We start from the raw sequence: 22,745 nt of genomic DNA on the forward strand, positions 1-22,745 counted from the left end.
GGTGTTGGACGGGTTGAGGTTCGGGGTCGCTTCGGACGCGGCAACCCATTCACCCGCAATGTAATTCTTGGTCATCAGCATTTCTCCATTCCGTATGCAGGCTCAAGTATGCCCTGCCCGCTGACAGGCAAGGAGGCCAAGCTGCCCCTTATAGGGCTTGAGCCCCCGCTGAGAAGCGAGGGTCCCGTGTTACTTCTTTCGATTGTATACGTCGAGGGATACGGCTGCGAGCAGCACCAGGCCCTTGATGACCTGCTGATAGTCGATTCCGATACCGAGGATCGACATGCCGTTATTCATGACACCCATGACGAAGGCGCCGATCACCGCACCCGTGACCTTGCCGACGCCGCCCGTAGCGGAGGCGCCACCGATGAAGACGGCCGCGATCACGTCGAGCTCGAAGCCGAGACCGGCCTTGGGTGTCGCCGTGTTGAGGCGCGCCGCGAAGATGAGACCGGCAAGACCGGCGAGGACACCCATGTTCACGAAGGTCAGGAAGGTCAGGCGCTCGGTCTTGATGCCAGAGAGCCGCGCCGCTTTCTCGTTGCCGCCCAGCGCATAGATACGCCGGCCGATTGTCGTGCGATTGGTTACGAAGGCATAAAGAATGATCAGCACCGCCATGATGACCAGCACGTTCGGCAGGCCGCGATAGGTCGCCATCAGGTAGCAGAACGCAACCACGAGCAAAGCAAGAAGCACGTTCTTGGCCACGAACAAGCCGAAAGGCGCTGTCTCGACGTCGTGCCTCAGCTGGTTCGCACGGCTGCGAACGCTGAAGTAGACAATGGCAATAACGCTCGCCACACCGATAAAGAGCGAGGTGTAGTTGAACCCTTCACCGCCGAAGAAATCGGGAATGAAACCGGAGCTGAGGCGCTGGAACACGACCGGGAACGGGCCGACCGACATGCCGCCGAGAAGAGCCAGCGTCAGCCCCTTGAACACGAGCATGCCAGCGAGCGTGACGATGAAGGAAGGCACCTTGAAATAGGCCACCCAATAGCCCTGAGCCGCGCCGATAAGGCCGCCCACCACCAGACAGGCGATGGTGGTCGTCACGGGATCGAAGCCCCACTTCACCATCATCATGGCAGCCAAGCCGCCCACGAAGCCGACGATGGAGCCGACCGACAGGTCGATATGCCCGGCCACAATGACCAGCAGCATGCCGAGCGCCATGATGACGATATAGCTGTTCTGCAGAACCAGATTCGTGAGATTGAGAGGTCGCAGCAGGGTACCGTCCGTCGCGACCTGGAAGAACAGCATGATTACCAGGAGCGCAAGCAACATGCCGTAGTCACGGAAATGGGCCTTGATGAACTCCAGCCACGACGTCTTTTGCTGGGGAACGTGAAGCTCGTCAGCAGTTCTCGTATCCATCTCAGCGTCTCCCCGACTTAACGATAGCGTGCATGATTTTTTCCTGTGAGGCCGCGGCGACGTCGAGCTCGGCGATCAGAGAGCCCTCGTTCATCACATAGATCCGGTCGCACATTCCGAGCAGTTCCGGCATCTCGGACGAGATCATGAGGACACCTTTGCCGGCATCCGCCAAGCCGTTGATGATCGTGTAAATTTCGTATTTCGCCCCCACGTCAATGCCGCGGGTCGGCTCGTCCAGAATGAGGATCTCCGGGTTGGAGAAGAGCCACTTGCTCAGAACCACTTTCTGCTGGTTGCCGCCCGACAGATTCACCGTCTCCTGGAACACGTTGGGCGAGCGGATCCGCATCCTGCTACGGTAGTCATTGGCAACAGCAAGCTCGCGAATGTCGTCAATGACAAGATTCTTTGCCACGCCGTCGAGGTTCGCCAGGGAGATATTCTTGCGAATGTCCTCGTCGAGAACCAGGCCATAGGTCTTGCGATCCTCAGTGGCATAAGCAATCCCATTCGCAACGGCCTTTTCCACCGTGCTGACGTCGATCTCCTTACCGTGCAACAGCACGCGGCCCGATACGTTCTGGCCATAGCTGCGGCCGAAGAGGCTCATGGCAAACTCCGTCCGCCCTGCCCCCATAAGACCTGCAATGCCGACGATCTCGCCGCGGCGGATGTTCAAGTTAACGTTCTTGACGACCTGCACGTTCGAATGAAGCGGATGATAGGCCGACCAGTTCTCGACCTGGAAAATAATCTCCCCGATATGGGACTCCCGCTTCGGATAGCGGTCCTCCATGGTACGGCCGACCATGCCCCGAATGATACGATCCTCGCTGATCTGTCCGGCATGGCAATCGAGGGTCTCGACTGTGCTGCCGTCGCGAAGGACAGTGATGGAGTCCGCAACTTTCGTAATCTCGTTAAGCTTGTGGGAAATCAGGATCGACGAAATGCCTTGCGCCTTGAATTGCAAAAGCAGGTTCAGGAGCGCGTCGCTGTCCTTCTCGTTCAGGCTTGCCGTCGGCTCGTCCAGGATCAGCAGCTTGACCTTCTTGGACAAGGCCTTGGCGATCTCGACGAGCTGCTGCTTGCCGACACCGATATTGGTGACGAGCGTTTCCGGGGACTCATTGAGTCCCACGGTCTTGAGCAGCTGCTTGGTGCGCGAAAAAACCGCCGACCAGTCGATCACACCGAACTTGGCCTGCTCGTTGCCGAGAAAGATGTTTTCCGCAATCGACAGGAGTGGCACCAGAGCCAACTCCTGGTGAATGATGATGATGCCGAGTTCTTCGCTGTCCGCGATACCCTTGAAGCGCCGCTCCTGACCTTCATAGATGATCTCGCCGGAATAGGAGCCGTGCGGGTACACGCCGCTCAGAACCTTCATCAAAGTCGATTTTCCCGCGCCGTTCTCTCCAACAAGCGCGTGGATTTCACCGGCTTTGACGGTGATGTTGACGTTGTCGAGCGCTTTCACGCCCGGAAACGTCTTGGTGATCCCTCGCATCTCAAGGATCGCATTCATCGCTTAAACCTCAGGCAACTCAAGGAACGGGCCCCAAGCCCTTTCAGAAATGAGCAAGGACCCCGCGCAGGTGCGCAGGGTCCGTCTTCGGTTCAAGTCCTACTTGAACTGGTCTTCCTTGTAGTAGCCGCTGCCGACCAGAATTTCCTTCCAGTTCGAAGCATCAACGCTGACCGGCTTCAGCAGGTAAGCGGGAACGACCTTCACGCCGTTCTCATAAGTCTTGGTGTCGTTCACCTCAGGCTGCTTGCCGGACAGAACAGCGTCCACCATGTTGACGGTGACCTTGGCGAGCTCGCGGGTGTCCTTGAACACCGTCTGAGTCTGCTCCTTGGCCAGGATCGACTTGATGGACGGAACCTCGGCGTCCTGACCGGTAATCACCGGCATGGGCTGCTTCGGCGTGCCGTAGCCGACACCCTTGAGCGAGGAGATGATGCCGATGCTCAGGCCGTCATAGGGCGAGAGAACGGCGTCAACCCGCTTGTCGGTGTAGTAGGCGCTGAGCAGGTTATCCATACGAGCCTGGGCGACAGCACCGTCCCAACGCAGGGTCGAAACCTTGTCCATGCCCGTCTGGCCGCTAACCACTTTGAGCTTGCCGCTCTTGATGTACGGGTCGAGCACCGACATGGCGCCATTGTAGAAGAAATAGGCGTTATTGTCGTCCGGCGAGCCACCGAAGAGTTCGATATTGAAGGGACCCTTGCCCTCCTTCAAGCCGAGCGCCTTCTCGATGTAGCCTCCCTGGAGGACGCCGACTTGGAAGTTGTCGAACGTGGCATAGTAGTCGACGTTCTTGGAGTTACGGATCAGGCGGTCATAGGCAATGACCTTGATGCCTTTATCAGCTGCCTGCTGGAGAGCATCCGAGAGCGTCGTGCCGTCGATCGCCGCGATCACCAGCACCTTGGCGCCTTTGGTGATCATGTTCTCGATCTGCGAGAGCTGGTTCGGAATGTCGTCTTCGGCGTACTGAAGGTCAACGTTATAGCCCTTCTCCTTCAGCACCTTGACCATGTTGTTGCCGTCGTCGATCCAGCGCGCGGACGACTTTGTGGGCATAGCCACGCCAACGGTGCCCTTGCCCTGGGCGAGGGCCGGAGTGAGCAGGCTGGTCGCTCCGAGAGCCAGCGCTGCAAGTGCAGTCGTTAAAGTCCTCAAGGTCGTTCTCCCTTTTCCATCCTATGGCCGGGGCGGTCCATGGCTGTGCCGGCTCATATCTAGAGTTCCCACGCTGCGGGCCCAGGCAGTTCACGCTCACCGTTTGGGCGGCGTCGTCCAGTAGCAGCGGCGCCACAGGGCCCTTCTTCAGGAGCCCTTGCAGCTCGCATATCAGGCGATCCAACTCTGAAAGTCACGCGCCTAATCACTCAATAATACTATAATACTATTTTGCCGTGGAGAAGTGGCTCCAGTGGATTTTCAGAGTCTCTAAACTTTTAAGCCGACAGGGCTTCAGTTCCCTGAGAAAGCGTGCGTCGGGATGGTCGCCAGGGCAGCTTCGCCGTGTGTGATCCGGACGCGCTCGGCAGCTTGTATGATCAGCGCGGACATCGCCGCGCTGGCAGCCGATGGGTTCTTCTTCTCAATGGCATCGAACACGGCCTGATGCTGCTCCATCACCTGCTCGAACCGGGCATCGCTCGAAACGGGAGAGCTGATCGTGAAGGAGGTGGCAAGCGCCGCACCAATCACCGACCCAATCGATTGTAGGAAAGGATTGCCCGAGGCTTCGAGAATAGCCTGATGAAAGGCTAGATCCGCCTTGGTGAAACCCTGGCGATTGGTGGCGCAGCCATACATGGCCTGCAGTGCTTTTCGCATCCCTTCCAGCTGCTTCGGCGTCCGCCTCAGGGCGGCCGTCGCGCAGGCGAAGGGTTCCAGTGTCTGCCGGATTTCGAATAGCCAACCGAGGAACTGGGCATCCACGCCCATCTCGAGATGCCACTCGAGAATGTCGGCATCGAACATGTTCCAGTTGTTGCGGTCCAAAACCTTCGTGCCGACCTTGGTCTTGGACTCGATGAGGCCTTTCGCAGCCAAGGTCTTCAAGGCTTCCCGAAGAGCCGTGCGGGAGACCCCGAACAGCTCCATCAGTTCGGCGTCGCCAGGCAGTATGCTGCCGACTGGAAAGCGCCCCCTCATGATGTTCTGGCCGATGCCGTGGGCCACGAGATCGTGGGCCGACCGCGTTCTTGCAGGCTTGCGGAGATCGTCGTTTGCCAAAACCATGATGAAGCTCTTGAAACTCTACCTTGCCCGGATCGATGCCGCCGACAGCCCCCTCTGCAGAACGATGAAGGCGAACAGTAGCGCACCGATCGCAATCTTGGTCCACCAGGAACTCAAGGTCCCCTCAAAGGTGATGTAGGTTTGGATCAACCCCTGGATGAGCACGCCAATGAGCGTGCCGATGATTGTTCCGGAGCCGCCCGTCAGAAGAGTGCCGCCAATGACGACTGCAGCAATCGTGTCGAGCTCAACCCCGGATGCTGCCAGGGAATAGCCCGCCGAAGTATAGAAAGAAAAGACGATTCCGGCCAAAGCCGCCAGAAAACTCGACAACATGTAGATCCGGACTGTCGTCTTCCCGACCGGAACGCCCATCAGCTCCGCCGATGTCCGGTTGCCGCCAAGTGCATAAACATTGGCCCCAAACCGGGTGAAATGCGCCAGCACGATCCCTATGGCAAAAACCAGCAGCATGGTCAGAGCAATGAACGTGAGACGCCCTCCTCCCGGCAGTCGAAGGGCGATATCCGCGATCTCGCCATAGGCCGGAGCATTGATAGGGATCGAATCCGTTGTGAGTACAAAGCACATGCCTCGGGCCAGGAACATGCCGGCTAAGGTGACGATGAAAGCCGGGATCTGGAAGGTGTGGATCAGAAGCCCCATGCCGGCCCCGAACAAGGTCGCGATCCCAAGGATCAGAGCGAAAGCCAGATACGGATTGATATTGAACCGCTCGATGGCCACAGCCAGAAAGACGCCAGTGAAGGCGATAACGGAACCAACCGACAGATCAATACCACCTGACAGGATCACGAAGGTCATGCCGACTGCGACGATGCCGAGAAAAGCATTGTCAGTCAGAAGATTGCCAATGACGCGGGTCGAGGCAAAGCTCGGGAACTGAGCCAGACAGATGAGGTAGCCTGCGATAAAGACGGCCAGCGTGATCAGAACCGGCAGGTGACGGCGCATCATGCCTTGGCCCTCCAGACAACGCGGAGCCCGGACAGGACGGGCGACTGCGCCAACAGTACGGCCAGCACCACGATGGCCTTCACAATGAGGTTGTATTCCGGCGGGAACCCACTGAGCAGGATGCCCGTATTCATGGCCTGAATGATGAGTGCCCCGACGACAGAGAGCCCGAGGCTGAACCGTCCGCCAAAGAGCGAGGTACCGCCAACAACGACGGCCAGAATGGCATCGAGCTCGAGCCAAAGCCCCGCATTGTTGGCATCCGCGCCCCGAATATCGGCCGTCACGATCAACCCTGCGATGGCGGCGCACAGGCTGCACCACATGTAGACCGCGATGGTCACGGCCTTCGTGCCAATACCCGCATAGGCGCTTGAGCTCACATTGGCTCCAATGGCTTCGATGAAGAGCCCCAGAGCCGTAAATCGAACCACGAGATGCGTCACGATCAGCATTGCGAGAGCAATGACGACTGGCATGGGCAGCATTAGGAATGATCCGCTGCCAATCGCAGCAAAGCCTTCGCTGACAAAGGTGATGATCTGCCCTTCCGTGATCAGCTGTGCGAAACCACGGCCGGCAACCATCAGGATGAGAGTGGCGACGAAGGGCTGGATCTCCAGAATGGCGACCAGGATGCCGTTCCACAGGCCGCAGGCCAATCCAACTCCGGCAGCGGCAGCCAATGCCGCCGGGAGCGGATAGCCCTGGGCCGTTAAGGTGGCCGCTGTCGCTCCTGCGATCGCCATCACGGCACCAACCGAGAGATCGATGCCGCGGGTGGCTATAACGAGCGTCATCCCCAGCGCAAGGATTGCTACGGGCGCACCTCGGTTCAGCACATCGATCAAGCTGCCGAAAAGACGCCCGTCCTGCAGGCGTACCGCGAAGAAATCACGAAACACCATCCAATTGACGAGAAGGACCACCAGCAGCGCTGCCAGCTGCGGCAGGCCTTTGGGAAGTGTACGAGGGGCACTGACCTGCATCATCATTCCGCTCATTAATGGCTCGCAATCGTCGTCATGATGGTATCGGCGTTAACCTCCGGGCCGGACAATTCGCGCACATGCTTCCGGTCGCGCAGAACCACGACGCGGTCACTGTAGGAGGCGATTTCTTCCAGTTCCGAGGAAATCACGAGCAAAGCGAGGCCGTCCTCGCACAGGCGCTCAATCAGGCGGATGATCTCCGCATGCGCACCGACATCGATTCCTCGGGTCGGCTCGTCGAGAATGAGGAAGCGAGGCTCGGTTGCGAGCCAACGGGCCAGCAAGGCCTTCTGCTGGTTCCCGCCGGAGAGAAGACCGATAGGCTTTTCCGCATCGGGCGTGCGGATATCCAGGAGCTTGATGAAGCGGTTGGCGATCTCGTCCTGCCTGCGACGGGGGATCTGATGCAGCCATCCGCGCTGCGCCTGCAAGGCAAGAATGATGTTCTCGCGGATCGAGAGTTCCGCAACAATGCCTTCCGTCTTGCGATCTTCGGGAGTGAAACCGAACCGCAATCTGGACGCATCCCGAGGGGACGCGATGCGCACAGGCTTGCCATCCACAAACGCCTGCCCGCTCTCGGCTCGCTCAATGCCGAAGATCAGTTTAGCCGTCTCCGTGCGCCCGGATCCCAGAAGCCCGGCTAGACCCACGACTTCGCCAGGGCGGATTTCAAGATCGAACGGCTCTACGAGGCGGCGCTTGCCGTAACCCTTGAACGCCACCACAGGATTGCCGGTCACGGCCGGACGCCGGTTGCGATGGAGGGCCTCTGCTGCGAGCTCTCGCCCGAGCATCATGGAGACGAGTTCAATCCGAGGCAGCTCCGCTATGGGACGTGAACCAACGAGGCGCCCATTGCGGAGCACGGTGATCCGGTCGCACACGGCATAGACCTGATCGAGGAAGTGCGTGACGAAGACAATGCCGATGCCTCGCGCCTTCAAATCATTCAGAATGCGAAAGAGCGTTTCGACCTCCTGCGCATCGAGACTGGCCGTCGGTTCGTCCAGGATCAGCACCTTGGCGGAAAGATCCACGGCACGCGCAATCGCAACGATCTGCTGAACGGCAACCGAGAAGCTTCCCAATGGATCGGCCACATTGATATGGAGACCGTAGGTTGCGAGAAGCTCGGATGAGCGTCGGCGCATTTCGCCCGTACGAACAAGACCGAAACGGTGAGGCTGCCGGCCGATGAAGAGGTTTTCGGCAACGGAGAGATTAGGGAGGAGATTCACCTCCTGGTAGACGGTTCCGATTCCCAGTGAGAGAGCATCTGCCGGGTCACGTGCTTCAATCTCCTGGCCATCGAGACAAATGCTGCCGCCGTCCCGCCTGAAGACACCCGTGAGCACCTTGATCAGCGTGGACTTGCCGGCTCCGTTTTCACCTAAAAGACCGTGGATCTCGCCGCCGCGCAGGGTGAAATCAACATGGTCGAGCGCCTGGACGCCTGGAAAACCTTTTGTCAGGCCCCTAATCTCAAGAAGATCAGGCTGCTCGCTCATTAACTGCATACCCCCTCGCCAGTTCACGGGTGAACCGCCCCTTGAGAACGGAACATGAAAGGCGGCAGGCATGCCCCCACACCTGCCGCCCGTGGATCCAAGAGGTCAGTAGAGCTCCTTGCGCTTCTCGTACTCGGCCTTCGCCGTCTCCGGCGTGTAGACCTTGGACTCCGTCTGGATCCACTTCTTCGGAGCAGTGCCAGCCTTCTTGTAGGCAATCAGGGCATCCAATGCGGGACCAGCCATGTTGGGCGTCAGCTCCACGGTGACGTTCGCCTCGCCATCGGCCATCGCCTTGAAGATATCTGGCACAGCGTCGATGGAGACGACCTTGATGTCCTTGCCCGGCTTCAGGCCCGCTTCCTTGATGGCCTGGATGGCGCCGATGGCCATGTCGTCGTTGTGGGCATAGACGGCGCAGATGTTCTTGCCGCCGCCTTCAGCCTTGATGAAGCTCTCCATCACCTCTTTGCCCTTGGTGCGGGTGAAGTCGCCGGACTGGGTGCGAATGATCTTCATGCCAGGATTGGCGGCCACGACCTGATCAAAACCCTTCTTGCGGTTGATCGCCGGGCTCGAGCCAACGGTGCCTTGCAGTTCGACCACATTGCACTTGCCGCCGGTTTCCTTGGCTAGCCATTCGCCGGCGACCTTACCCTCATAGACGGTGTCGGAGGTCACAGCGGTCAGATAGAGCGATTCGTCCTTCGTCTCGATGGAGCGGTCGAGCAGCACCACCGGGATCTTGGCTTCCTTGGCCTCCTTGAGCACCGCATCCCAGCCGGTCGCGACGACCGGGGCCAGGAGAATGGCGTCAACGCCCTGCGCGATGAAGGAGCGGACCGCACGGATCTGATTCTCCTGCTTCTGCTGCGCATCTGAGATCTTCAGATCGATGCCGCGTTTTTCGGCCTCGATTTTTGAGACCTTCGTCTCCGCGGCGCGCCAGCCGGATTCCGATCCGACCTGCGAAAAGCCAACGGTCATTTTGGTCTGGGCGTATGCAGCACCCGACGACAGCATCAGCGCAGCCATACCGATTGTCGTCAGAAGATGACGAGCCTTCATGCGTTTTCTCCCACTGGATTCTTTGATTTTAGACTTTAGCAGCCTTAACAGCTGCCTATTTATCATATTATATGCCGATTAAATGGCAACCATGCTACATTAGTCGTAATCAATGGGGCGCCCCCAGCCGTTACCGCAAGGTTCAAGGACAAGAAAAATGAGCGAAGACAAGAAACGCCAGCTGCGCAGCCAGGCTTGGTTCGGCCGCCAGGATAAAATGGGATTCTATTACCGCTCGTTTCTGAAGAACAGCGGCTTCCCACAGGACCAGTTCGAAGGTCGCCCCGTCATCGGCATCTGCAACACCTGGTCCGAACTGACGCCCTGCAACGCGCATTTCCGAACCATTGCGGAGCATGTGAAATATGGCGTGCTCGATGCAGGAGGCTTTCCGTTGGAGTTTCCTGTCTCCTCGCTCGGCGAGGTGACGATGCGCCCGACCGCCATGCTCTTCCGGAATCTCGCGGCTATGGATGTGGAAGAAGCCATCCGCGCTCATCCGCTCGATGGCGTCGTGCTGCTCATGGGCTGCGATAAGACTACCCCTGCCCTGTTGATGGGCGCAGCATCCGCCGACCTTCCGACCATTGGCGTGTCGGGCGGCCCGCAGCTGCGCGGCGTCTATCGCGGCAAATACATAGGCTCGGGCACCAACATCATTTCCATGAGCGAGCAGTTGCGCGCTGGTGAGGTGACCCTGCAGGAGTTCCACGAGGCCGAAGGTGCCATGAACCGCTCGGCCGGGCACTGCATGACCATGGGCACCGGCTCGACCATGGCGTCCATGGTGGAAGCGCTCGGCGTCGGCCTGCCTGAGAATGCCGCAATCCCGGCAGCAGACGCGCGCCGCAACCATCTCGCCCGCATGGCGGGCCGCCGCATCGTCGAGATGGTGAACGAAGATCTCGTGCTCTCGAAGCTGCTGACCCGCCAAGCTTTCGAGAACGCCATCCGCACCCTCGCCGCCATCGGCGGGTCGACCAACGCCGTTGTCCATCTTCTTGCCATGGCTGGGCGCTCTGGGATTGAGCTCACGCTTGATGACTTCGACCGCCTTGGCCGCGACGTCCATTGCCTTGTCGACCTCATGCCGTCGGGCCGCTTCCTCATGGAGGACTTCTACTACGCAGGCGGCCTGCCGGTGGTTCTGCGCACGCTGGGCGAAAAGGGCCTTCTGCACAAGGATGCCCTGACCGCGAATGGCAAGTCGCTCTGGGAAAACGTGAAGGATGCACCCTGCTGGAACCGCGAGGTGATCACCACCTTCGAGGAGCCTTTCAAGCCGGAAGCCGGCATTGCGATCCTGCGGGGCAATCTGGCGCCCAACGGTGCGGTCATCAAGCCGTCCGCGGCCTCTCCTGAACTCATGAAGCATACGGGCCGAGCCGTGGTGTTCGAAACCATTGAGGACCTGCACCACCGCATCGATGACGACACTCTCGACATCGACGAGACTTGCGTCATGGTGTTGAAAAACTGCGGACCGAAAGGCTATCCAGGCATGGCCGAGGTCGGCAACATGCCCCTGCCCCAGAAGCTGCTGAAGAAGGGCGTGCGCGACATGATCCGCATCTCCGATGCCCGCATGTCCGGCACGGCTTACGGCACCGTGGTTCTGCATGTAGCCCCCGAAGCCGCAGCTGGCGGTCCGCTGGCGCTTGTCCAGAACGGCGATCTGATCACCCTCGACGTGGCGGCCCGCAGCCTCCATTTACACGTGGAGGCCGAGGAACTGGAGCGCCGTCGCGCCGCCTGGATGGCGCCGGAGCCTCATGCTACCCGTGGCTATGTGAAAATGTACGTCGATCATGTGATGCAGGCGGACAAGGGCGCGGATCTCGATTTCCTCGTCGGAAAAACGGGATCACCGGTCCCGCGCGACAACCATTAACATCGATACCCAAGAAACAGGATTTCAGGGAGAGAACATGTCTTCGCTCGAAAGATCTTCAGTCCGTCCCTATCGCGGCGTGTTTCCGGTCGCTCCGACTATCTTCGGCGGCAATGGCCAGCTCGATCTTGAGGGGCAGAAGCGAGCCATCGACTTCATGATCGATGCCGGTTCCGACGGCGTCTGCATTCTCGCCAACTTTTCCGAGCAATTCCTGCTCACCGATGCCGAACGCGATGCCGTGATGCACGCCGTTCTCGACCATGTGGCAGGGCGTGTGCCGGTCATCGTCACAACGAGCCATTTCTCGACCGAAATCTGCGCCGACCGCTCGAAGCGGGCGCAGGAGGCCGGAGCAGCGATGGTGATGATCATGCCACCCTTCTATGGCGCGACGCTGCGCGTCTCGGAAGGCGGCATCTACGAGTTCTTCCGCCGGGTATCGGATGCCGTCAGCATTCCTATCATGATCCAGGACGCCCCCATGGCGGGCACCTCCATGTCGCCTGCCTTTCTGGCCCGGATGGCGAAGGAAATCGCCAATGTCTCCTATTTCAAGATTGAGGTGGCCGGCACTGCCAATAAACTCCGCGAACTCATCGCGCTGGGTGGTGAGGCCATCGAGGGCCCTTGGGACGGCGAGGAGGCGATCACCCTCATGGCCGATCTCGACGCGGGCGCTACGGGCGCGATGACGGGCGGTGCTTATCCCGACGGCATCCGTAAGATCATCGATCCGTACTTCGCGGGCAACCGCGAGGAAGCGGCTGCGGCTTACGAGCGGTGGCTCCCTCTCATCAACTACGAGAACCGCCAGTGCGGGTTGTCCGCCGCCAAGGCGCTCATGAAGGAGGGCGGAGTGATTAAGTCCGATGCCGTCCGCCATCCGCTTCAGCCGCTTCACCCCGAGACGCGCAAGGGCCTCATCGAGATCGCCCGCCGCCTTGATCCGCTGGTGCTTCGCTGGGGCCGGTAAGACTGAAACATTCGGCCAAAAAGGGCGCAGCGGGAATTTCTTGCTGCGCCTCGTTTGTCTTCAGGTCGTCAGCGTACCCGCCGCCGTTTGAGCGACCAGCGCTCGGGCCAAAAAGCCAGCGCAGCGACGATCAGGGCGAGGAGCAGAAGCATCACCATCGTCTGCACGACCCCGAACAGCGGCGCATCCTTGGCCACGAACAGGCCCGTCACGACACCTGCAACGATCATGATGATCCGCACGACCCACCCGAGCATCATCCTCTCCCACCATCTGAAGGGTCTCTATAAAGCTTAAGCCGAGGCAGTTTCTTGATCGGCGTCAATGCTTGGAAGCCTTTTCCGGCCCAGTCTGGCCTCGTTCTGCTGAGGTGCCCAACCATTACCATAGTGATCTGCTCTTATAGTTGCAGAGAGCCGCGCGGGTGGGAGCCACTGCAAGAGTGGAGGAAGCCATGTCAACCCACGTTGATTACCAACCTGTCCAGAGCGCATCAGGGCCCAGACGAATTTATTCACCGGACCTTCTGCCTCACATGCAATCCCTCTTGGCCGAAATCGCCGATCTCGATTGTGCGCTCGAGAAGGATCTCCAGGCTACCAAGAACAGTTCATATTCCGAGGCGCACAAAAGCGAGCTGATCCAGGAATTGAAGCGCCGGCATCGCGAGCGACACACCCCCATAGCCATGGAGCTCGCGGCTTTGGAGAAGAAAGTGGCTCAGGAGCTTCAACTGTAAGGCTCTGTCATGAGGGCCATGGTCCTTCGAGAACAGCGCACGCTCCTCGCACTGGAGGAGCGCCCTCTTCTTGTGCCTGGTCCCGGCGAGATCCGCATTAGGGTCGAGGCTTGCGCTGTCTGCCGGACCGACCTGCACGTGGTCGACGGCGACCTGCCCCATCCGAAGCTGCCCCTCATTCCCGGCCATGAAATCGTGGGGCGCATCGAAGCATTCGGAAGTGGCGTGACAGGCCTCCAGACTGGAGAGCGTGTGGGCGTCCCCTGGCTCGGCCATACCTGCGGGCATTGCCCTTATTGCCTGTCGAACCACGAGAACCTGTGCGATAACCCTTTGTTCACGGGCTACACGCGGGATGGGGGTTTTGCGACCCATACCGTAGCTGATGCCGCCTACGCGTTCAAACTGCCGGACAACGCCGATCCTGTGGCCATTGCCCCTCTCCTATGCGCGGGCCTCATCGGGTGGCGCTCCCTTGTTGCGGCAGGGGATGGTCAGAGAGTTGGAATCTATGGCTTCGGGGCGGCCGCTCATATCATCGCTCAGGTCTGTGTTTGGCAGGGCCGCAAAGTCTTCGCTTTCACGCGTCCGGGCGATCTCGCCGCTCAGGATTTCGCTTGCTCCCTCGGCGCGATTTGGACTGGCGGCTCGGATGAGCCTCCCCCCGAACTCCTGGATACAGCAATCATCTTCGCCCCAGTTGGGTATCTGGTACCGCTTGCCCTGAAGGCTGTCCGCAAAGGTGGCCGGGTTGTCTGCGGCGGCATTCACATGAGTGACATTCCGCAATTCCCCTATCGGCTGCTGTGGGGAGAGCGGCAGATCCTCTCGGTTGCCAATCTCACCCGCCAGGACGCTCATGATTTTCTGGCGATCGCACCCAAGGCCGGCATCAAAACCGAAACTGTCGTCTATCCCCTCGAAGCGGCCAACGAGGCCTTGGCGGATCTACGTCAGGGACGGCTTCAGGGCGCTGCCGTTCTTGTGCCTTAGGCTCACAACTCCTTGATTGCCGTCAATGTCGGTGATCAACTCTGGAGGCATATTCTTCCCAAGAGGAGGAAGTTATGCTGCAGAATATCAAGAGCCTGTTGATTGGCCTTTCTCGCGATGAACGGTCCCAATCGGCCGCTATCGATTATGGACTTTCGCTCGCCCAGCAGGCCCAAGCCCACGCCTCCATTTTGACTTTGTCGCCGAAGGTGACGGTAACCCACGCCTTCGTGAGCCAAGTCGCGGATCGGCTGATCGAGGAGGAAAATACCCGCCTTTTGGGCCTCGCTCAGACATTGGCCGATCAAGCTCGGCAGGAGGCCCTATCCCAGGGCATTGCCTGCACGGCCGAGGTGGTTCAGGAGCATTACCCTGCGCTCTCGACATCGTTCGCGAAAAGGGCCCGCATCCATGACCTGACGGTTTTCGATGCGGAGACGGATACGCTGAGTTTGAACCGCGGTCTTCTTGAGGAGGGCCTGTTCAATGGTGGCGCTCCGATGATCGTCGTTTCACCGGGCGTAACCCGCTACAGCGCCAATCGTGTGCTCATTTCATGGGATGGCAGTGCGAAGGCGGCCCGCGCCGTCAGCGACGCCCTGCCCTTCCTGAGAGCAGCACAGCAGGTTGAGATCCTCAGCATATCTGGAGAGAAGGACCTGTCGAAGTCTGTCAAAGGAGCTGAGCTCGCGCCCCACTTGACCCGTCACGGCATCAACTGCGCCGTCAAGGAAACAGCCGCAACCGACGGCGATATAGGCGAGACCTTACGGACGCAGGCGGGCTATTTCCGGGCAGATCTTATCGTGATGGGCGCTTTCGTTCATTCTCGTCTGCGCCAGATGGTGCTGGGCGGCGTCACCCAATCGATGCTCAAGAGCAGCAAGGTGCCGCTGTTCTTGTCCTACTAAACATGAAAACGGCGGCCTCAGGGCCGCCGGATGACGCTAGAGCATCGGACCCAAAAGTGGATCTGCACTTTTGGGATTGATTCGATGCTTCCTCTTTCAAGCGGAGCATCGTTCTTGCGGAAAACCGGGTCCACTTTTCCGCACGATGCTCTAACCAGAGACCTCAAGGAACTCGAACTCTATTGCTGGATCGATTGCAGATAGGCGATCACATCGTTGACCTGTGCCGGGTCGAGCTGAAATTCCGGCATGGACGGATGGCCGGTGATGATGCCCTCAGCAAGTGCCTCCGCCAGATCCTCTAGAGGGTAGCGCCTCTGAAGAGTCCGGAAAGGCGGCGCTTCGCTTAAGGGGCTTTCACCGATGCGCCCGACGGCATGGCACATGGCGCAGTTTGTCTGAACGAAGGTACGCCCGCGCTGAATGCGTCCTTCCTGAGCCAGAACAGGCTGAAGGCTCATGGCAAAGGCCAGCACGACGAGACACAGGCGCCACATAATCTCCGCTCCTTGGTGCATTGTGCGGAACCGGAGGTCCGCGTCAGCGACCCGAACGGCCGCGTCAGCGAAAAGGGGACCCGGTTTTCCGCTCCGGACGACGCTCTCTTCCGAGGAATGAGCATAGGATTGACCCCCAAGTGGTGGCCACTCTCGGGTCCGATGCTCTAGACCTTCTCAGCCGCCTCGATCGGCCGAGCCTCAACCACCTGGAACGTGTGGAGCTCGTCATCTTCATCCTGGATGGAGACGTACTCGCCCACGGCAAATCGATGCTTGTTGAGACGATATCCCGCTTCATCGTCGATCGCACGTTCGGGATCATAATCGATGGCCCAGGTTGCACCCCCAGAGCCACCGGGACGGTGAATCAGATAGCCATGCCGATCGATCTCGTCGCCCCAGAACCGTCGGACACGGCAGAGTGCTCGCTTCTCCTTCCACTCGGCCGCATCCAGCATTCCTGCGGCGTCAAGCGGGGCCGTGATCTCATAGCCGAATTTCGAGCTGCCCTCGGGATAGGCCTTTGACCGGGCGAGGTGAAGGGTGAGGTGGTAAAGCATGAGTTCCTCCTAGACCGCGCCTGATCATTCTATCACGCAGCCATACCTGACCCTAGAGGATCGCCCCTTCCCTCAACTTGATCCTCATCAAGCTCCAGCCTCCTCCTGCTCCTGCAGGGCACGGCGCAGGCGTCTGACAATGACGGCCTTCGCCCGCTTGTCGGCAGCCTTGTCGAGGGCCTCGTTGATGTCCATCAGCAACTTGGAATAATCATTGCTCCAGTCCTGCCGCCCCACGATGGCGGGCTCCAGGCGACGCTCATGGTCATCCACCTGAACCGCCCTGCCGCCAGACAACTCATAGATATCGTCGAGTTCCGGGATGAGCACCCGGTCGGCCGGAACAATTCCACTCAGCGAAGATTGCAGGGCTTGGAGTGGGGCTTCCTCGCCGTGGACCAGGAAAACACCGCGCCGGACCGGCAGCCGCTCGATGAGCCAGGTTTTCAGCTCAGGCCCATCAGCATGCCCCGAATAAAGGTCGAGGCTTCTCATCCGGGCCCTGACCCTCACGTCCTCTCCCTGGATCCGCACCCGCGTCGCTCCATCCTGCAGGATGCGTCCGAGCGAGCCCTGTGCCTGATAGCCAACGAACAGCACCGTCGCCTCGTCGCGCCAGAGCCATGCCTTCAGGTGGTGTCGAATCCGGCCCGCCTCACACATGCCGCTCGCGGCCATCACGATATGAAAGCTATGAATACGGTCGATGGCCTTGCTCTGCTCTACACTCTCCGTAAATCGAACCCAGCGCTTCTCGAGCGCCTCAACCAGATCCTTGCCATTCCGCAATTCACGGGCGTGTTTCTTGAAGATGGCGCTCGCCCTGGTGGCAAGTGGCGAGTCGATGAAAAGCGGGATTTCGGGCAGTTCTCCGACTTCCATCAACTCCAGCAGATCGACGAGCAGCTCCTGCGTCCGCTCAACCGCGAAGGATGGGATGAGAAGCACACCACTCGGCCGCATCGCCGCGCGAACTTCGTCTCTCAGCATGCGACGGCGACGCTCTATGGTGATGCCATCCCGGTCCGTATCGCCGTAGGTGGCTTCCATAACGACGTAATCGATACCGCTCGGACCAACCGGATCCGGCTGCAGAAGCTTGTAGTCCGGTCCCACATCGCCCGAGAAAAGCAGGCGAACAGGCTTGTCGCTTCCGCCGGAGGCGATCTCCATCTCGATGGAGGCCGAGCCCAGGAGATGGCCCGCATTCCAGTAACGAGCCTTGAAACCGGGAGCGACGTCTCGCCATTGCCCGTACGGGACGGGCCGGAATTGATCGAGAGAGGCAACGGCATCCTCGGCGGTGTAGATCGGGGTGACGGTCGGCCGGCCTCGGCGGCTGTTGCGCCGATTGAGCTGATCGACCTCGAGTTCCTGGATATGCCCGGAGTCCGGCAGCATGATGGAGGCAAGATCCGCCGTCGCGGGCGTGGCATAGATCGGGCCCTTGAACCCGGCATTCACGAGCTTCGGGATGAGGCCGCTATGGTCGATATGGGCATGGGTGAGGCACATGGCGTCAAGCCCCGACGCCCTGAACGGAAACTGCCGGTAATTCAGCTCTTTCTCTGACTTGGCACCCTGGAACATTCCGCAATCGACGAGGACCCGGGCCTCATCCGTTTCCAGCAGGAAACAGGAGCCTGTGACAGCATGGGCTGCGCCATGGAAATGTATGCGAACGGACAAAGAACACCTGTTCTGAGATAACAAGCTCGGAAGGGAGCGGATGCGGCTATGTAGACAGCCTTTGTGCGGTTAAGTTTGATCCATGCCAAGTGATCCGCCAATCCTACGGAGGATAGTTCATGACATCCCGGGTCCTGTCGTCAACCAATGCCATCTGTCCGATCACCGGTAAATCCTACCCGCATCGGGAGTTCGTGGTACTGGATCACCTCCACCCTGCACTTGTGGATCGGATTCTGAGAGACCATCCATCACTGACGATGGACGCTCGCATCAGCCGTGCGGCCGTTGACCGCTACCGCATGCTCCACGTGGAGGAGTTGCTGCGGCAAGAACGGGGCGAATTGACCAAGCTCGATCAGGAGGTCACCCGCTCTCTTGCCGAAGGAGCTACGGTCTCGATGAATATCGAGGCCAGTTATGACGAGCGCCGCACCATCGGAGAGAGACTGTCCGACTGGCTGGCAGCCTTCGGCGGCAGCTGGACCTTCCTCGTCTTCTTCGGCTTGGTTCTTGCAGGCTGGATTGGCCTCAATGCTCTCGTCGGCCAGGATGCCTTTGATCCGTATCCCTACATCCTTCTCAACCTCATGCTGTCATGCCTTGCCGCAATCCAGGCTCCGATCATCATGATGAGCCAGAAGCGGCAGGAAGCGAAGGACCGGCTGCGTTCTCTCAATGACTACCGAGTCAACCTGAAGGCAGAGCTGGAAATTCGACATCTTCATGAGAAGATCGATCACCTGATCTCGCGGCAATGGGAAAGGCTTGCCGAGATTCAGGAACTGCAGATCGAGCTTCTTCAGGAGCGCCGTTAGAGCAGGATTAGCCTATCGCGCTTTCCGTCCGAGCTCTGCGACAGAATTGAGCCAGGCTTTGCGTTTGGCATCGCTCATTCCCTCGATCATTCCGATGAGCGTATGCCGGCTCGGTCCAACGCCCACGAGCGACAGGATGCTGCACTTGAGGCTTTTCAGGCTATGCGCGCCGAAATACCAGCGGAACGCAAAGCCGGGCATGCCCATGGTGATGATGATGCGGCTCGACTTGCCCTTCAGGGCAGTCTTCCAACTGGCTCCCGCACCTGCACCACCGGTCATGAAGGCAGGTCGGAGAGCCTGCTCAAGAAACCCTTTGAGAAGGGCCGGCATGCCTCCCAACCAGAGTGGGTAGACGATTACGAAATGCTCGGCCCAGGCCAGCGATTGCTGCGCCTGTTCGATTACAGGCGGCGGGGGATCATTCTCCCAATCACTTTTGGAGCGAAGAAGCGGAAAATCGAGTTCCGCCACACAGATGAGGTGAACGTCATGGCCGCCCTTCGCTGCACCCTGAGCATAAGCCTCCGCCAGCGCATGACAGAAATGTCGGCCTCCCGGAGTTGGGTGCCCCTGAAGGATAGCAATGCGGGTCATCCCTGCCTCCCGACCTTGATCATTCCCCAGTCAACAGGGAGATTCCGGCTACGTCCTTGACATGCAGCAAGTAGGCCTCGCTGGCGTAGGTCCGCATCATGCGCTGCGTATTGAACACCGGTCCGATCTTCGCGATAGCCTGTTTCATCATGCCAACCCAACCGGATCTGTTTTTGCAATAGAGTGGAAGGATGGTGTTCTCCAGTTTGTCGTAGAGAATTCGCGCGTGATCACCGGGCAATCCTTCCTGGCCGAATCCCCAGCCTGTGATCCCCTCCTCACATCCTTCAAGCCACCAACCATCAAGAGTACTGAAGTTCAGAACGCCATTGAGGGTGGCCTTCATGCCGCTCGTTCCCGAAGCTTCCAGGGGTGGCAAAGGTGTGTTCAGCCAGATATCGCTGCCGGCTACGATGATCCTGGCAAGGTCCATGTGATAATTGGGAATGAAGGCGACTGGGATCCTTGCATGATGCGCCTGTGCCGTAATCTCATGGATCAGTTGTTTTCCGCCCTCATCGCGCGGATGGGCCTTCCCGGCCATCACGATCTGAAACGGAAAGTGACGATGGATTTCCATCAATCTCGACCAGTCGCTGATCAGCAGGCCCGCGCGCTTGTATTCGGTCATCCGGCGCGCGAAGCCGATGATGGGAAGAGCAGGATCAAGAGGCTGATGGGCTGTCTGCCGCACCAGAGCGATCAGATCCCCCTTCGCCTCCTCGTGAGCGCGCCAGACTGCCTCATCACTGAGGTGGACGACTCTCGCTAGGGTTTCCGGCTGCACATCCCAGTCCGGCGCCATGTCGTGAAACAGGCGCGCAAATGCGGGGTGCGTCCATTGCCGGGCATGGACGCCATTGGTCACCGCATGAATGCGATAATCGGGAAACATCTGCCGTGTCGTCTCCGCATGACGGAGGGAAACGCCGTTGACGTACGAGCTGAGATTCAAGGCGAGCCGCGTCATGTTGAGCTGATCATCGCCAGCCAGAGTCTTGATCTGATCGACTTCCAGAAACTCCCCGAGAATGTGTGCGACTTGCCCGTAGCTAAAGCGATCATGCCCTGCTTCGACGGGAGTATGGGTGGTGAAGACACAACGTCTCTTTACCACTTCGATGTCCTCACCACGGCGCAGCAGCGCGAGAGGCAGCAGCGCAGCATGCCCCTCATTGAGGTGATAGGTCTCGATCTTGAACCCGAGTGCCCTCAGAACATGCTCTCCGCCAATGCCGAGCACGATCTCCTGTTTGAGACGGTATGCGTCGTCCCCACCATAGAGCCTGTGAGTAATGCCGCGATCATGAAGATCGTTCTCGTCGACATGCGTATCTAGCAGGATCACCGGGACTTTATAGCCGCGGGGGGAAACCCATTCGTAGAGCCATGGCCGGACCCATACATTGCGTCCCTCGATCGCAACCGCCATGACATCCTGAAGCGGAATCGCCCAATCTTCCGGCTCCCAAGGATCGGGATGGTCGATCTGCTGCCCCTTGGCATCGATTTCCTGCCAAAGATAGCCTTGCCGGCTTGCCAGCGTCACAAACACCATCGGCAGTTCGAGGTCGGCGGCGGAGCGCACCGTATCCCCGGCAAGGACACCCAGGCCTCCGGAATAGGTGTGCATCTCGCTTCTGAGTGCGATCTCCATGGAGAAATAGGCGATCCGTGTTCGCGACAGGTAGCTTTCAATCACAGACACAGCATTCTCCAAGGCTTTGGTGGTGAGGGAAAGGTCGAGAGTACAGGACTAGCCGCTTCCTACGCCCCTAAGGGGTTCGATGGTCTCCTGAGCGATCCGCTCAGCATAGAGACGCTCGACATCTTCTCTGCGGCATAACCCTGTTCCCGGCGTCATCAGGGTTGCCGCTCCCGCGGCCATGCCGAGGCGTATGGCATGGCGCAGGTCGAGGCCCTGAACGAGACCGAAGCATATGGCCGCGACCATGCTGTCCCCTGCGCCGACTGCACTTTTGATCGGCACTTCGATAGGCGCGAGTTTCTCGTGACCATCGGCCGTGACCAGAAGTGCACCCTCAGCCCCTTGCGAAACAACCATCACTTCGGTGATGCCTCGATCAATCAATTGCCGGGCAGCTTCGACCTGCTCGGCCTCACTGTGCAACTCCTGACCTACCCATTCTCGAAGTTCGCGAATGCTGGGTTTGAGAAGGTAGGCTCCATATTTGACATGGCGCAGGGCTTCGCCCGACGTATCGAGCACGAAACGGCAGCCGAGCCTTTTCGAGAGATCGGCGACATCCTGGACGAAGTCGTGAGACAGGCCGGGAGGAAAGCTACCACTCAGGACGATGATGCGAGCGCCTTCAGCGGCTCGCGCCAGCTCTTCGAGGCAAGCCTGCCTCTCCGCTGCGCTGATTTCGGGACCGGGCAACACGAAGCGATATTGAAGTCCGCTTCTCCGCTCGTCGACCGTAAAACTCTCCCGCGTGAAGCCGCTGATCGTTACATGCCGGGATGGAACGCCTGCGCGCCCCAAAAGCCTTTCCAACATCAAACCTGTCGGGCCGCCGGCCGGAAAAACCGCGAGAGCATGGCCGCCTAGAGTTTGAACAACACGTGCCACATTGATTCCGCCTCCGCCCGGATCGTGCTGGACGGCACCGCACCGAACCTTGTCCGTGGGCACGACGGTCTCTGCACTCGTTGAGACATCGAGCGCCGGGTTCATCGTGAGTGTTACAATATCCGGCAATTCATGCGCCTCCACTCGTCGTCTCAACGCCTCGCAGTCCCTTGTGGAGCCACGAGGATCGAGCTTCCTTTTTTATAGGGTAGAGAACAGCAGATCCCCAGCGACTAAGACAGGTAACCCGAAATCAGCCTGAGAGTTTTCGACCTTGTGAGATAAGATGGTGCATGCGAAGCGCATCATAGCGGGTCAAGACATGACATCAGCAGCTCTCACCACATCTCTGCCCGACGACCTCGAGCCCGACCTCGCCAAGGCGCTGGCCTATTGGAAAGATCTGCTCCGCGGCGAGAACCCCATGCCTTTCTCCGATGATGTCGATCTTTCTCAACTGCCGGAGCTTTCCTCGAACCTCATGCTGTTGACCGCCTTCGAGAATCCCGACCGGTTTCGCTTCGAAACGGCAGGCGAGAAGATCGTTCAGGAGTCCAGGGTGCCTCTCGCTGGCGAATTCTCGGATGAGATCCCGCAAAACGCTCCATTGGAAGGTTTCACTGAGCAGTGCCTCATGACGGTGTCTCAGCGTGCACCGACCTATTTCCGGTCTCCCTCCGGTTCATATGCCCGTCTTGTCCTGCCGACTTGGGGAGAAGGACATGTCCTGCTTCTCCTGGCTGCGGTTGCCAAGACCTCCTAAGGACAACCGAA

At 59.3% G+C, this 22,745-nt stretch carries 22 protein-coding genes; 7 read left to right on the forward strand and 15 right to left on the reverse strand.

The features are described from left to right. Window positions 1-189: 189 nt before the first annotated feature. The 8 genes from mmsB to ytfQ form a co-directional block, all read right to left on the reverse strand. Complete coding sequence (mmsB, locus tag DC522_RS15950) at window positions 190-1,299, reverse strand: multiple monosaccharide ABC transporter permease (RefSeq protein WP_371679746.1); 1,110 nt, start codon at window positions 1,297-1,299, stop codon at window positions 190-192. Window positions 1,300-1,390: 91 nt separating this feature from the next. Beyond that, window positions 1,391-2,920 carry a multiple monosaccharide ABC transporter ATP-binding protein gene (gene mmsA, locus DC522_RS15955; protein ID WP_116529663.1) on the reverse strand — a complete coding sequence of 510 codons (1,530 nt, stop codon included), beginning with the start codon at window positions 2,918-2,920 and terminating at the stop codon, window positions 1,391-1,393. Window positions 2,921-3,019: 99 nt separating this feature from the next. Then, window positions 3,020-4,084: a multiple monosaccharide ABC transporter substrate-binding protein gene (chvE, locus tag DC522_RS15960; protein ID WP_116529664.1), complete on the reverse strand. Its 1,065-nt coding sequence runs from the start codon at window positions 4,082-4,084 to the stop codon at window positions 3,020-3,022. A gap of 294 nt (window positions 4,085-4,378) precedes the next feature. Further along, a complete protein-coding gene (locus DC522_RS15965; RefSeq protein ID WP_116529665.1) occupies window positions 4,379-5,155 on the reverse strand; it encodes a FadR/GntR family transcriptional regulator in 777 nt (258 codons plus the stop codon). 18 nt (window positions 5,156-5,173) lie between these two features. Further along, the gene (gene yjfF / locus DC522_RS15970; protein ID WP_205769655.1) at window positions 5,174-6,130 is read right to left on the reverse strand and encodes a galactofuranose ABC transporter, permease protein YjfF; all 957 of its coding nucleotides are present in this window, start codon (window positions 6,128-6,130) and stop codon (window positions 5,174-5,176) included. Then, the gene (ytfT, locus tag DC522_RS15975; RefSeq protein WP_116529667.1) at window positions 6,130-7,137 is read right to left on the reverse strand and encodes a galactofuranose ABC transporter, ATP-binding protein YtfT; all 1,008 of its coding nucleotides are present in this window, start codon (window positions 7,135-7,137) and stop codon (window positions 6,130-6,132) included. The genes yjfF and ytfT overlap by 1 nt, the downstream gene beginning before the upstream one ends. Then, window positions 7,137-8,645 carry a galactofuranose ABC transporter, ATP-binding protein YtfR gene (gene ytfR / locus DC522_RS15980; RefSeq protein ID WP_116529668.1) on the reverse strand — a complete coding sequence of 503 codons (1,509 nt, stop codon included), beginning with the start codon at window positions 8,643-8,645 and terminating at the stop codon, window positions 7,137-7,139. The genes ytfT and ytfR overlap by 1 nt, the downstream gene beginning before the upstream one ends. Window positions 8,646-8,741: 96 nt before the next feature. Next, window positions 8,742-9,704, reverse strand: a complete 963-nt coding sequence (ytfQ, locus tag DC522_RS15985; RefSeq protein WP_165820180.1) for a galactofuranose ABC transporter, galactofuranose-binding protein YtfQ — start codon at window positions 9,702-9,704, stop codon at window positions 8,742-8,744. 157 nt (window positions 9,705-9,861) lie between these two features. Here ytfQ and DC522_RS15990 point away from each other — a divergent pair, with 157 nt between their 5' ends. After that, window positions 9,862-11,595 (forward strand): IlvD/Edd family dehydratase, encoded by a 1,734-nt coding sequence (locus DC522_RS15990; protein WP_116529669.1) that lies wholly within the window; start codon window positions 9,862-9,864, stop codon window positions 11,593-11,595. 37 nt (window positions 11,596-11,632) lie between these two features. Beyond that, entirely contained in the window at window positions 11,633-12,571 is a 939-nt protein-coding gene (locus DC522_RS15995; protein WP_116529670.1) for a dihydrodipicolinate synthase family protein, read from the forward strand. Between the two features lie 68 nt (window positions 12,572-12,639). On the opposite strand, the gene DC522_RS16000 is transcribed toward DC522_RS15995, so the two are convergent. Next, a complete protein-coding gene (locus DC522_RS16000) occupies window positions 12,640-12,831 on the reverse strand; it encodes a hypothetical protein (RefSeq protein ID WP_245444221.1) in 192 nt (63 codons plus the stop codon). A 194-nt stretch (window positions 12,832-13,025) separates the two neighbouring features. Here DC522_RS16000 and DC522_RS16005 point away from each other — a divergent pair, with 194 nt between their 5' ends. The 3 genes from DC522_RS16005 to DC522_RS16015 all read left to right on the forward strand — a co-directional run bounded on the left by DC522_RS16005 (window position 13,026) and on the right by DC522_RS16015 (window position 15,214). Next, entirely contained in the window at window positions 13,026-13,310 is a 285-nt protein-coding gene (locus DC522_RS16005; RefSeq protein ID WP_116529672.1) for a hypothetical protein, read from the forward strand. 9 nt (window positions 13,311-13,319) lie between these two features. Beyond that, on the forward strand, window positions 13,320-14,303 hold the full coding sequence (locus DC522_RS16010; RefSeq protein ID WP_116529673.1) for a zinc-dependent alcohol dehydrogenase family protein: 984 nt from the start codon (window positions 13,320-13,322) through the stop codon (window positions 14,301-14,303). Between the two features lie 74 nt (window positions 14,304-14,377). Further along, window positions 14,378-15,214: a universal stress protein gene (locus tag DC522_RS16015; protein ID WP_116529674.1), complete on the forward strand. Its 837-nt coding sequence runs from the start codon at window positions 14,378-14,380 to the stop codon at window positions 15,212-15,214. 179 nt (window positions 15,215-15,393) lie between these two features. Here the strand turns inward: DC522_RS16015 and DC522_RS16020 are convergent, their stop codons facing one another. From DC522_RS16020 to DC522_RS16030, 3 genes are all read right to left on the reverse strand, one after another. After that, complete coding sequence (locus DC522_RS16020; protein WP_371679748.1) at window positions 15,394-15,675, reverse strand: cytochrome c; 282 nt, start codon at window positions 15,673-15,675, stop codon at window positions 15,394-15,396. Between the two features lie 203 nt (window positions 15,676-15,878). Then, complete coding sequence (locus DC522_RS16025; protein ID WP_116529676.1) at window positions 15,879-16,274, reverse strand: hypothetical protein; 396 nt, start codon at window positions 16,272-16,274, stop codon at window positions 15,879-15,881. 87 nt (window positions 16,275-16,361) lie between these two features. After that, on the reverse strand, window positions 16,362-17,963 hold the full coding sequence (locus tag DC522_RS16030) for an MBL fold metallo-hydrolase (protein ID WP_116529677.1): 1,602 nt from the start codon (window positions 17,961-17,963) through the stop codon (window positions 16,362-16,364). A 119-nt stretch (window positions 17,964-18,082) separates the two neighbouring features. Between DC522_RS16030 and DC522_RS16035 the strand changes: the two genes are divergently transcribed. After that, window positions 18,083-18,781, forward strand: coding sequence for a DUF1003 domain-containing protein (locus DC522_RS16035; protein ID WP_116529678.1), 699 nt, complete (start codon window positions 18,083-18,085; stop codon window positions 18,779-18,781). Between the two features lie 12 nt (window positions 18,782-18,793). Here DC522_RS16035 and DC522_RS16040 read toward each other — a convergent pair whose 3' ends face one another. From DC522_RS16040 to DC522_RS16050, 3 genes are read right to left on the reverse strand one after another with little or no spacing between them, the layout of a single operon-like run. Beyond that, window positions 18,794-19,378 carry an NAD(P)H-dependent oxidoreductase gene (locus tag DC522_RS16040; protein WP_116529679.1) on the reverse strand — a complete coding sequence of 195 codons (585 nt, stop codon included), beginning with the start codon at window positions 19,376-19,378 and terminating at the stop codon, window positions 18,794-18,796. Between the two features lie 19 nt (window positions 19,379-19,397). After that, a complete protein-coding gene (gene glgP, locus DC522_RS16045; protein ID WP_205769652.1) occupies window positions 19,398-21,086 on the reverse strand; it encodes an alpha-glucan family phosphorylase in 1,689 nt (562 codons plus the stop codon). Between the two features lie 48 nt (window positions 21,087-21,134). Next, window positions 21,135-22,100 carry a 1-phosphofructokinase family hexose kinase gene (locus DC522_RS16050; protein ID WP_116529721.1) on the reverse strand — a complete coding sequence of 322 codons (966 nt, stop codon included), beginning with the start codon at window positions 22,098-22,100 and terminating at the stop codon, window positions 21,135-21,137. Window positions 22,101-22,293: 193 nt separating this feature from the next. Here DC522_RS16050 and DC522_RS16055 point away from each other — a divergent pair, with 193 nt between their 5' ends. Then, entirely contained in the window at window positions 22,294-22,734 is a 441-nt protein-coding gene (locus tag DC522_RS16055) for a hypothetical protein (protein ID WP_133239295.1), read from the forward strand. Window positions 22,735-22,745: the final 11 nt, after the last annotated feature.

This window comes from Microvirga sp. KLBC 81, from assembly GCF_003075415.1.
GTDB lineage: Bacteria > Pseudomonadota > Alphaproteobacteria > Rhizobiales > Beijerinckiaceae > Microvirga.

What these genes read in the sequence shown, in the direction of transcription:
- mmsB (WP_371679746.1), bottom strand. Translation starts at nt 1,299, where the DNA reads ATGTTGCTTGCGCTCCTGGTAATCATGCTGTTCTTCCAGGTCGCGACG.
- mmsA (WP_116529663.1), bottom strand. Translation starts at nt 2,920, where the DNA reads ATGAATGCGATCCTTGAGATGCGAGGGATCACCAAGACGTTTCCGGGC.
- DC522_RS15965 (WP_116529665.1), bottom strand. Translation starts at nt 5,155, where the DNA reads ATGGTTTTGGCAAACGACGATCTCCGCAAGCCTGCAAGAACGCGGTCG.
- yjfF (WP_205769655.1), bottom strand. Translation starts at nt 6,130, where the DNA reads ATGCGCCGTCACCTGCCGGTTCTGATCACGCTGGCCGTCTTTATCGCA.
- ytfT (WP_116529667.1), bottom strand. Translation starts at nt 7,137, where the DNA reads ATGAGCGGAATGATGATGCAGGTCAGTGCCCCTCGTACACTTCCCAAA.
- ytfR (WP_116529668.1), bottom strand. Translation starts at nt 8,645, where the DNA reads ATGCAGTTAATGAGCGAGCAGCCTGATCTTCTTGAGATTAGGGGCCTG.
- ytfQ (WP_165820180.1), bottom strand. Translation starts at nt 9,704, where the DNA reads ATGAAGGCTCGTCATCTTCTGACGACAATCGGTATGGCTGCGCTGATG.
- DC522_RS15990 (WP_116529669.1), top strand. Translation starts at nt 9,862, where the DNA reads ATGAGCGAAGACAAGAAACGCCAGCTGCGCAGCCAGGCTTGGTTCGGC.
- DC522_RS15995 (WP_116529670.1), top strand. Translation starts at nt 11,633, where the DNA reads ATGTCTTCGCTCGAAAGATCTTCAGTCCGTCCCTATCGCGGCGTGTTT.
- DC522_RS16000 (WP_245444221.1), bottom strand. Translation starts at nt 12,831, where the DNA reads ATGATGCTCGGGTGGGTCGTGCGGATCATCATGATCGTTGCAGGTGTC.
- DC522_RS16005 (WP_116529672.1), top strand. Translation starts at nt 13,026, where the DNA reads ATGTCAACCCACGTTGATTACCAACCTGTCCAGAGCGCATCAGGGCCC.
- DC522_RS16010 (WP_116529673.1), top strand. Translation starts at nt 13,320, where the DNA reads ATGAGGGCCATGGTCCTTCGAGAACAGCGCACGCTCCTCGCACTGGAG.
- DC522_RS16015 (WP_116529674.1), top strand. Translation starts at nt 14,378, where the DNA reads ATGCTGCAGAATATCAAGAGCCTGTTGATTGGCCTTTCTCGCGATGAA.
- DC522_RS16020 (WP_371679748.1), bottom strand. Translation starts at nt 15,675, where the DNA reads ATGAGCCTTCAGCCTGTTCTGGCTCAGGAAGGACGCATTCAGCGCGGG.
- DC522_RS16025 (WP_116529676.1), bottom strand. Translation starts at nt 16,274, where the DNA reads ATGCTTTACCACCTCACCCTTCACCTCGCCCGGTCAAAGGCCTATCCC.
- DC522_RS16035 (WP_116529678.1), top strand. Translation starts at nt 18,083, where the DNA reads ATGACATCCCGGGTCCTGTCGTCAACCAATGCCATCTGTCCGATCACC.
- DC522_RS16040 (WP_116529679.1), bottom strand. Translation starts at nt 19,378, where the DNA reads ATGACCCGCATTGCTATCCTTCAGGGGCACCCAACTCCGGGAGGCCGA.
- DC522_RS16055 (WP_133239295.1), top strand. Translation starts at nt 22,294, where the DNA reads ATGACATCAGCAGCTCTCACCACATCTCTGCCCGACGACCTCGAGCCC.